The sequence below is a fragment of the Streptomyces purpurogeneiscleroticus genome (assembly GCF_020024005.1).
Lineage (GTDB): Bacteria > Actinomycetota > Actinomycetes > Streptomycetales > Streptomycetaceae > Streptomyces > Streptomyces purpurogeneiscleroticus.
In genome coordinates this window covers 25023-32016 of record NZ_NHSG01000321.1, presented here as the reverse complement: position 1 = coordinate 32016, position 6994 = coordinate 25023, and the positions used below count along the sequence as shown (strand labels likewise).

Sequence of the window (6994 nt, the reverse complement as noted above, 5' to 3'; positions counted from 1 at the left end):
CCGAGTCCCCGCTTCCCCCCTGCGCCCCTCTTCGGCCGCCTCGCGACCGCAGGTACGATGCGGGCACGGCGCGGGGGATCATTTGTGGGGGACAGGATGGATTGTGGCGCGCAGGGCACGGCGGCCCCGGCCGAACTCGCCTGGCTGCGCGCGGTCGACGCGTACACCATGGGCGCGTACGCGCAGGCCGAGGAGGAGTTCCGGGCCGCGGTGCGGATCGACCCCTCGATGGCGGACGCCTGGCTCGGGCTGCACGCGCTGCGCGCGGACACCACCACCGCGCTGCTGCGGATGTACCGGCACCGCGACCGCTTCGGCGAGCAGCGCGCCCGCCACCGCCGCACCCTCAACTCCTGGTACTGGCTGGGCTGGTGGGTGCAGCCGGTGCTGGAGTCCGGCCGCGACCTGCTGCTCGCGCACGCCTCGCACTGGCTGGACGGTCGGCACGTCGCCGAGCTGGACCAGGCGCTGGCCGGCTGCCCGCCGGTCGACGCCGACCCGCAGGTACGTTTCCTGCACGCCTGCCGCGCGTACCTGGTCAAGGACTGGGAGCAGCTCGTGCGGCACACCGAGCCGCTGATCGACGACCCGCTGCTGGGCATCGAGGCGGGGCTGTTCGGCGGCATGGCGCGGGTCCGGCTGGAGATGTACGGACAGGCCGAACCGCTGCTGTCCGCCGCCCTGATGCGGTGCCGCAGCGAGCAGCCGCAGCGCAAGGAGCTGCGGTACTGGCTGGCGCGGGCGCACGAGGGCACGGGGCGCAGCGCCGCGGCCCTCCCTCTGTATCGCGCCGTTCACCGCGTGGATCCGGCCTTCATGGACACCGCGGCCCGGCTCGCGGCCATCGCCGAGTGCGACGGCCTGGAGGAGGGCGCGGACCTGGCCGCGGTGCCGGCCGGGCTCGGGCAGGAGAACGGCGGCGATCTGGACCCGCTGGCGCCGCTGGACCCGGTGGACGGCCGGGAGTTGCTGGCCACGGCCGATCCGGAAGGGCCGGACGCGGACCTGCTCGGCTCGCAGGCCGCCGGCACGGCGGGGCCCGCTCGCGCCCCGCGCGTACCGGAGCAGCGCGGCACCGACCAGCTGCCGACCGGACCCGCCGACCCCGTCCTGCTGGAGCAGGCGCTCCAGGAGCTGGAGCGGATGGTGGGGCTGGAGCCGGTGAAGCGGCAGGTCCGGGCGCTGTCGGCGCAGCTGCGGATGGCGCGGCTGCGGGCGGGGCAGGGCCTGCCCGTGCAGCCGCCGAAGCGGCACTTCGTCTTCTCGGGCCCCTCGGGGACGGGCAAGACGACGGTGGCGCGGATACTCGGCCGGGTCTTCTACGCGCTGGGGCTGCTGGGCGGCGACCATCTCGTGGAGGCCCAACGGGCCGATCTGGTGGGCGAGTTCCTCGGCCAGACGGCGGTGAAGGCGAACGAGCTGATCGACTCGGCGCTGGGCGGCGTGCTCTTCGTCGACGAGGCGTACTCCCTCTCCAACTCCGGCTACACCAAGGGCGACGCGTACGGCGACGAGGCGCTGCAGGTGCTGCTGAAGCGCGCGGAGGACAACCGCGACCGGCTGGTGGTGATCCTCGCCGGGTATCCGGAGGGCATGGACCGGCTGCTGGCCGCGAATCCCGGGCTCTCCTCCCGCTTCACCACCCGCGTGGACTTCCCCAGTTACCGCCCGCTGGAGCTCACGGCCATCGGCGAGGTGCTGGCCGCGGACAACGGCGACCGCTGGGACGAGGAGTCGCTGGACGAGCTGCGCAGCATCGCCGGGCACGTCGTGGACCAGGGCTGGATCGACGAGCTGGGCAACGGCCGCTTCCTGCGCACGCTGTACGAGAAGAGCTGCGCCTACCGCGACCTGCGGCTGTCGACGTGGGCGGGCACGCCGGGGCGCGAGGATCTCTCGACGCTGCGGCTGCCGGATCTGATGCAGGCGTACGGCGAGGTGCTGTCGGGGCGGGGGCCGGCGCCGGACCTGGGGCCGTAGGGCCGCAGATCCGGGCCGCCCCGCTCTCCCGTACAGGTGGTCAGCCGGCCATCGCCCGGTCCCCCGACTGGAGATCCCCGGCCTCGCGCGGCTCGGCGATGTGCGCCGGTGCGGTCTCCCCGCGGTGAGCGGGATCGCGTACCTCTCCGACCAGCTTCTCCAGGACGTCCTCCAGCGCGACCAGGCCGAGCACCCGGCCCGCGCCGTCGGAGACCGCCGCGAGGTGCGAGGCGGCCCGGCGCATCGCGGTGAGCGCGTCGTCCAGCGGGAGTTCGGCGCGGAGCGTGGTCATCGGGTGCCAGATGTGCTGCGGCACCGCACGGTCCCGCTCCTCCAGGTCCAGGACGTCCTTGACGTGCAGATAGCCCATGTACGCACCGCCCGGCGCGGACACCGGGAAGCGCGAGAAGCCCGTCTTCACGGTCAGCTCCTCGACCTGCCGGGGCGTGACGGACGGGTCGACGGTGACCAGGGCCGCGCGGTCGATCAGTACGTCGGTGACCGGGCGGCGGCCCAGCTCCAGGGCGTCGGAGAGGCGTTCCTGCTCCCCCGGGTCCAGCAGCCCGGCCTGGCCCGCGTCCGCCACGAGGTGGGTGAGCTGCTCGGTGGTGAAGACCGCCTCGACCTCGTCCTTGGGCTCCACGCGGAAGAGCCGCAGAATGCCGCGGGAGCAGGCGCCCAGCAGGGCGGTGACCGGGCGGCACATCCGCGCGAAGACGACCAGGCCCGGGCTGAACCACAGGGCGGTCTTCTCCGGCGCGGCCATCGCGAGGTTCTTCGGCACCATCTCACCGATGACCAGGTGGAGGAAGACCACGAGGGCGAGGGCGATGGCGTAACCCAGCGGGTGGATCAGCGCTTCGGGGAGGTGCACGGCGTGGAAGAGCGGCTCCAGCAGCCGGGCCACGGTCGGCTCGGCGACCGCACCCAGCGTCAGCGAGCAGACGGTGATGCCGAACTGCGCGGCGGCCATCATCTGCGGGAGGTTCTCCAGCCCGTACAGCACCCGCTTCGCCCGCTTGGAGCCCTCGGAGGCGAGCGGCTCGATCTGGCTGCGGCGTACGGAGACCAGCGCGAACTCCGCGCCGACGAAGAAGCCGTTGGCGAGCACGAGCAGGGCGGCGAAGAACAGTTGCAGCACGTTCATCGGACACCTGCCCGCTCGCCGGCCTGCGCGGCGACGGCGCCCTGCGGCGCCCCGGTCCGTATCAGGCGCACCCGGTCGGCACGGTGGTGGTCGACCAGCCGCACCCGCAGCCGCCAGCCGTCCAGTTCGGCGGTGTCCCCGGGGGCGGGGATCCGGCCGAGTACGTGGGCGACCAGTCCGGCCACGGTCTCGTACGGGCCGTCCGGCGCGCTCAGGCCGATGCGGCGGAGCGTGTCGACGCGGCAGCCGCCGTCGGCGTCCCAGGCGGGATGGCCGTCCTCGGCGGGCGCGAGCACCAGCTCCGGCAGGTCCGCGTGGTCGTGCTCGTCGCGGACCTCGCCGACCAGCTCCTCGATGATGTCCTCCAGGGTCACCACGCCGGCCGTGCCGCCGTACTCGTCGACGACCACGGCTATCGGCTGCTCACTGCGCAGCCGCTCCAGCAGCGGCTGAACGGGCAGCGACTCCGGGACCAGCAGCGGGGCGACCGCTATCCGGCCGACGGGGGTACGCAGCCGTTCGTCCGCGGGTACGGCGAGCGCGTCCTTGAGGTGGACCATGCCCACGACCTCGTCGATCCGGGTGTCATAGACGGGGAAACGGGAGAGGCCCGTGGCACGGGTGAGGTTCAGTACGTCCTCGGCGGTCGCGGAGGACTGCAGCGCGGAGACGCGGACCCGCGGGGTCATCACGTTCTCAGCGGTCAGCTCGCCGAGCGCGAGGGTGCGCACGAAGAGGTCGGCGGTGTCCTGCTCGATGGCTCCGGCCAGCGCGGAGTGCCGGGCCAGCGAGACCAGTTCGCCGGGCGTGCGGGCGGAGGCCAGCTCGTCGGTGGGCTCTACGCCGAGGGACCGTACGAGACGGTTGGCCACGGTGTTGAGCAGCGCGATGACCGGGCGGAAGAAGCGCGAGAAGGCGTTCTGCGGACCGGCGACGAAGCGGGCGACGGTGAGCGGCTTGGAGACCGCCCAGTTCTTGGGGACCAGCTCGCCGATCACCATCTGGACGGCGGAGGCCAGCAGCATGCCGATGACGACGGCGATGCCGGGCACCGCGCCGGCCGGCAGCCCGGTGGCCGCCAGCGGCCCGCCGAGCAGCTCGGCGAGGGCGGGCTCGGCGAGCATGCCGACCACCAGGGAGGTGATGGTGATGCCCAGTTGAGTGCCGGAGAGCTGGAAGGAGAGCTCGCGCAGCGCGGTGACGACCGTACGGGCGCGGCGGTCACCGGCTTCGGCGGCCCGTTCGGCCGCCGCCTTCTCCACTGTGACGAGGCCGAACTCCGCGGCCACGAAAAAGCCGTTCGCCAGGATCAGCACAAAGGCCGCGGCGAGCAGCAGCAGGGGGACTGTCATGCCGCCGCCTCCGTGGTGCACGGGACATCCGCGGTCTGCGGGCGGAGTCCGGGAGGGGCGGCGCAGGTACTACAGGACGATCCGTCCATTGCTGGAAGGAGTCACTCCTCGGGTCGCAGGGTCCCCGCGAAGGGGGCGGGCACGGCGCGGCCCCGGGGGTACAGAGTAATCAGGCCGGGCGCGGCGAGGGGAGAGCCGACGGACGTGCGGTACGCCGCACGGCGCGGCCCGGACGGCTCGGCGCGGACGGACGGGGCGGGCCCGTCCGGTCAGCGGTCGTGGCCGTCGGTGCCGTGCGCCTCGACCAGTGCCCGCAGCGTACGGGCGTCCTGGACGGCCTGTTCCTTCGCGATGCCGGGCTGGATGCCCATGGCGGGCAGGCTGGTGCCGTCGGCGAGGTCGAGGTGGACCCAGGCGTCGCCGACGCGGAGGTTCACCCGCAGGACTTCGGCCCAGGCCAGCTCGCGCTTGGTCGTGAGGTTGACGACGGTGACGCCGTGCCCGGTGGCGACGACCTTGGGCCGCGCGAGCAGCAGCAGGACGGCCAGTACGAGCAGTCCGGTGAACACGAAGCTGATCCGCTCGCCGCCGCTGAGGGCGGGCAGCAGGAACGCGACGACCGTGAGGGCCACCAGCTGGGCGATGCCGACGACGTACAGGACGGCACGGGTGCGGGCGGGCCGGAAGGTCACCGGGAGGTCGGGCAGAGGCGCGGACACGTCGTCGTCTTCCGTGGCGGGGGTGGCGGCGCGGGCCGTACGTAAAGGTACGTACGGCCCGGCCGTACGGGGTTCAGAGGCGGCAGGCGTGGATGCCGGTCGTCAGGATCGCGCGGGCACCGAGGGCGTACAGCTCGTCCATGATGCGCTGGGCGTCCTTGGAGGGGACCATCGAGCGGACCGCGACCCAGCCTTCGTGGTGCAGCGGGGAGACGGTCGGCGACTCCAGGCCCGGGGTGAGCGCGACGGCCTTCTCGACGTGCTCGACGCGGATGTCGTAGTCCATCATCACGTACCGGCGGGCCACCAGGACGCCCTGCATGCGGCGGAGGAACTGCTGCACCTTCGGGTCGTCGGCGGGGGCGCCCTCGCGGCGGATGACGACGGCCTCGGACTTCAGGATCGGCTCGCCGATGATCTCCAGGCCGGCGTTGCGCAGCGTCGTACCGGTCTCGACCACATCCGCGATGACCTGGGCGACGCCCAGCTGGATGGCGGTCTCCACCGCACCGTCGAGGTGGACGACCGAGGCTTCCACGCCGTTGTCCGCGAGGTGCTGCTTGACAAGGCCGGAGAAGGAGGAGGCGATGGTCATGCCGCCGAACTCGCTGACGTCCTTGGCGGTACCCGGCAGGGTCGCGTAGCGGAACGTCGAGCCGGCGAAGCCGAGCTGCATGATCTCCTCGGCGTCCGAACCGGAGTCGAGCAGCAGGTCACGGCCGGTGATGCCGATGTCGAGCTTGCCCGAGCCCACGTAGACGGCGATGTCGCGGGGGCGCAGGAAGAAGAACTCGACCTCGTTCTCGGCGTCGACCAGGACCAGCTCCCTGCGGTCCTTGCGCTGGCGGTAGCCGGCCTCATGGAGCATCGCCGACGCAGGCTCGGACAGTGAACCCTTGTTGGGGACGGCGATGCGCAGCATGAGAGAGCTTCCTTTGTACGAGGGAGAGGGTGAGCGGTGCGTGATGCGGATCAGAGGTGGGCGTAGACGTCGTCAAGGCTGATGCCCTTGGCGACCATCATCACCTGAAGGTGGTAGAGGAGCTGCGAGATCTCCTCGGCGGCGGCGTCGTGGGATTCGTACTCCGCGGCCATCCACACCTCGGCGGCCTCTTCGACGACCTTCTTGCCGATCGCATGGACGCCGGACTGGACCAGCTCGGCGGTGCGGGAGGTGGCGGGGTCGCCGGTGGCGGCCTTCTGCTGGAGCTCGGCGAAGAGCTCCTCGAACGTCTTCTTGGACATGGTGATACCCACCCTAGCGGTCGCCCGGGCCCGGTCAGCGCCAGGGTTCGGATACTGAACGGAGCGTGGCGGCCGTGGCGACGGCGGCGGTGACCGCCTCGTGGCCCTTGTCCTCGCGGGAGCCCTCCAGGCCCGCGCGGTCCAGCGCCTGCTGCTCGTCGTCACAGGTCAGCACGCCGAAGCCGATGGGCACGCCGGTCTCGATGGAGACCTGGGTCAGGCCCTGGGTGACGCCCTGGCAGACGTACTCGAAGTGCGGGGTGCCGCCGCGGATGACCACGCCGAGCGCGACCACCGCGTCGTACCCGCGGCCCGCGAGCACCTTGGCGACGACCGGGAGCTCGAAGCTGCCCGGGACGCGCAGCAGGGTCGGCTCGTCGATGCCCAGCTCGGTCAGCGCGCGCAGCGCACCGTTGACCAGGCCGTCCATGACCTGGGTGTGCCACTGGGCAGCGATGACGGCCACCCGGAGGTCGCCACAGTTCTTCACGGACAGTTCGGGTGCGCCCTTGCCGCTCACGTTGCTCCTCGTGCTGCTTGCTGATGTTGTC

At 72.3% G+C, this 6994-nt stretch carries 7 protein-coding genes; 1 reads left to right on the top strand and 6 read right to left on the bottom strand.

Annotated elements, in window-relative coordinates; all coding sequences use genetic code 11:
- Positions 1-96 precede the first annotated feature (96 nt).
- Positions 97-1980, top strand: coding sequence for an AAA family ATPase (locus CCS38_RS20945; protein ID WP_223734846.1), 1884 nt, complete (start codon positions 97-99; stop codon positions 1978-1980).
- A 40-nt stretch (positions 1981-2020) separates the two neighbouring features.
- Here CCS38_RS20945 and CCS38_RS20940 read toward each other — a convergent pair whose 3' ends face one another.
- The 6 genes from CCS38_RS20940 to ribH all read right to left on the bottom strand — a co-directional run bounded on the left by CCS38_RS20940 (position 2021) and on the right by ribH (position 6963).
- The gene (locus CCS38_RS20940) at positions 2021-3127 is read right to left on the bottom strand and encodes a hemolysin family protein (protein WP_223734842.1); all 1107 of its coding nucleotides are present in this window, start codon (positions 3125-3127) and stop codon (positions 2021-2023) included.
- Positions 3124-4479, bottom strand: coding sequence for a hemolysin family protein (locus CCS38_RS20935; RefSeq protein WP_223734841.1), 1356 nt, complete (start codon positions 4477-4479; stop codon positions 3124-3126). The genes CCS38_RS20940 and CCS38_RS20935 overlap by 4 nt, the downstream gene beginning before the upstream one ends.
- 269 nt (positions 4480-4748) lie before the next feature.
- A complete protein-coding gene (locus tag CCS38_RS20930; RefSeq protein WP_223734840.1) occupies positions 4749-5198 on the bottom strand; it encodes a PH domain-containing protein in 450 nt (149 codons plus the stop codon).
- A gap of 73 nt (positions 5199-5271) precedes the next feature.
- A complete protein-coding gene (gene hisG / locus CCS38_RS20925; RefSeq protein ID WP_223734839.1) occupies positions 5272-6120 on the bottom strand; it encodes an ATP phosphoribosyltransferase in 849 nt (282 codons plus the stop codon).
- Positions 6121-6170: 50 nt separating this feature from the next.
- Positions 6171-6443, bottom strand: coding sequence for a phosphoribosyl-ATP diphosphatase (locus CCS38_RS20920; protein WP_030251465.1), 273 nt, complete (start codon positions 6441-6443; stop codon positions 6171-6173).
- Positions 6444-6477: 34 nt separating this feature from the next.
- A complete protein-coding gene (gene ribH / locus CCS38_RS20915) occupies positions 6478-6963 on the bottom strand; it encodes a 6,7-dimethyl-8-ribityllumazine synthase (protein ID WP_223734838.1) in 486 nt (161 codons plus the stop codon).
- Between the last annotated feature and the right edge of the window lie 31 nt (positions 6964-6994).